This window comes from Bacillota bacterium (assembly GCA_040754675.1).
Taxonomy (GTDB): Bacteria; Bacillota; Limnochordia; order Limnochordales; family Geochordaceae; genus Geochorda.
The window spans coordinates 1-2,128 of record JBFMCJ010000656.1 but is presented as its reverse complement, the minus strand read 5'-3'; the positions used below and the strand labels follow the sequence as shown (position 1 = coordinate 2,128).

Genomic DNA, 2,128 nt, shown 5'->3' with positions numbered 1-2,128 from the left:
GGTGCGCCCGGGGGCAAGGGGGAGGCCACTCGCTTCGCGGGGCCCGATCCGCACCACGAGGCGTGGGTTAACCTCGCCTTGAGCCTGGTGGACGCCATCATGAACCGGTGGACAGAGGACCAGTGGGAGGCGGTCAGTGCCTACGACCGGCTGGGCACCTACCCGGCGGCTGCCCGCGAACTGGGGATCGCCTTCCAGAACGTGCAGAAGCGCTGCGCGGCCGCGCGCTGGCGAGTGGTGCGGGAGGCGGAGGAGTTCCTGGGCCGCTCGCTTTCGGCTTCACCCCGTTCGAGGTGAAGTGCGCCCGTTCACCATCGCGAGGGTGAAGCCCCAGAGGTGCTCAAGGGGAAACGGGCATGACCAGCCTGCAGGGTTTCTTCCAGGTGGTGCACTCCGAAACGGTGCGGGCGAGCCTGGCCTGGATCTTCGTCCTGGCCCACGTGCTGGGCGATTTCCTGTTCCAGGGGGACGGCGTCGTGCGCGGCCGGCGGGAGGGGCGCGCGCAGGCTTACGCGACGCACGCCCTGGTGCACCTCGCGCTGCTGGCCGTCTTGAGCTGGCCGGCCCTGTCGGCGGCCCTCGTGGGCGCGTGGCTGGCCGTGGCGGCGGCGCATGTTGCCATCGACGCGTTGAAGGATGCGTGGCGCAGGAGGGCGGCACCGGCTGGCGGGCCGCCGGGCGTGTGGGCGTTCCTGCTCGATCAGGCGGCGCACGTGTGGGTCATCTTCTTCGTGGTGCGTCTGCCATCCGCGCAGGCGCTGCAGCCATGGCGCGGGGGCGAGGCGGTTCTTGGCCTGCTGGCGGGAGTCTCCCCGCCCGAATACCTGGGTCACCCCGCGTGGTGGCGCATGGTGGCCGTCTACGCCGCGGTCATCCTGGGCGGGGCCGTGCTGGTGCGCACGGCGCTCGAGGCATGCCGGGTCGAGCCGGGCGCGGCCGGCTTTGCGGGGTCTGAACGCGAACTGCCCCGCATCGGGGCCTACGTGGGGATGCTGGAGCGCGCCCTCATCCTGACGTTTCTCCTGTCCGAGGCCCCCGCGGCCGTTGGCTTCGTCATCGCCGCCAAGTCCATCGCGCGCTTCAAGGAACTGGAGAACAAAGCCTTCGCCGAGTACTACCTGGTGGGGACGCTCGTGAGCGTGGTGGTAGCTCTGGGCGGGTATTTGATCGTGAGGAGCCCGCTTTGAGAAGGCGAGCGCTCGTGGCGCTGGCCTCCGGGGTGGCCGCTGCGCTGGCGCAGGCCCTCGGCCTGTTTGAGCCCCTGGAACTGCCCCTTTACGACCTGCGGGTCGGCGTGCGCTTCATGCTGGGGCCGGCAAGCCGCGCCGCCGAACAGATCGCCGTCGTGGCCGTTGACGAGCAGTCCCTGGCACAACTGGGCCGGTGGCCCTGGCGTCGTGCCGTTCATGCCCGGCTGCTGGAGCAGCTTTCGGCCGCGTCGCCGCTGGCCGTGGGGTTCGACCTGGTGCTGAGCGAGCCTTCGGGCACCCCAGACGGTCAAGCAGGCGGCCAGGCAGACGACCGGGCGCTGGCGGAGGCCGCCCGCGCCGTACCGGGGCTCGTCCTCCCGGGCGGCGAGGAGGCGCCGTACCCCGCACTGGCGCGCGAGGCCGCCAGGCTTGCTTCGATTGATTTTCCCGTGGATCGGGACGGGCGAATTCGCCGCCTGCCGCTCCCGGGCTCCGGTGACGGGCGGTCCAGCCTGACCGGCGCTCCCCTTGCGGTCGCGCTGGTTGAGGTTGCGGCGCGTTCTGCCGCGGACCCGGCGCATGCTGGCCCAGGCGAGCCGCTGCGGGCGTCTTTGGGCAGCGGGCACCTGGAGGGGCAGCCGGTCTTGTGGCTTGACCTGCGCCGCCCGCCCGTCTCGCGCTGGCCCATCCGGGTGGAGGATCTCTTCCCCACGTTCTCCTACGCGGACGTCCTGAGCGGGAGGGTCAGGCCGGACGCCCTGACCGGCCGGATCGTCCTCGTGGGCGTCACGGCTCCCGGCGTGGTCGGGAGCGACCGGCACCTGACAGCGCTCTCCGCGCTGGGCCCGGTCCCGGGCGTGATCGTGCACGCCAACGCGGTGCGGGCGCTTCTGGATGAGGGAGCCGTGCACCGGCCGGGCGGGCCGGGTCCGGTGCCG

3 protein-coding genes are annotated in these 2,128 nt (G+C 72.2%); all 3 read left to right on the top strand.

The window, feature by feature from the left end; genetic code table 11:
* Nucleotides 1-297: hypothetical protein (locus AB1609_22155; GenBank protein ID MEW6049138.1), on the top strand; the 297-nt coding region annotated here is incomplete at its 5' end.
* A 59-nt stretch (nucleotides 298-356) separates the two neighbouring features.
* On the top strand, nucleotides 357-1,187 hold the full coding sequence (locus AB1609_22150) for a DUF3307 domain-containing protein (GenBank protein ID MEW6049137.1): 831 nt from the start codon (nucleotides 357-359) through the stop codon (nucleotides 1,185-1,187).
* Nucleotides 1,184-2,128 (top strand): CHASE2 domain-containing protein (locus AB1609_22145; GenBank protein MEW6049136.1); only part of this gene is annotated, 945 nt, incomplete at its 3' end. The genes AB1609_22150 and AB1609_22145, both read left to right, overlap by 4 nt.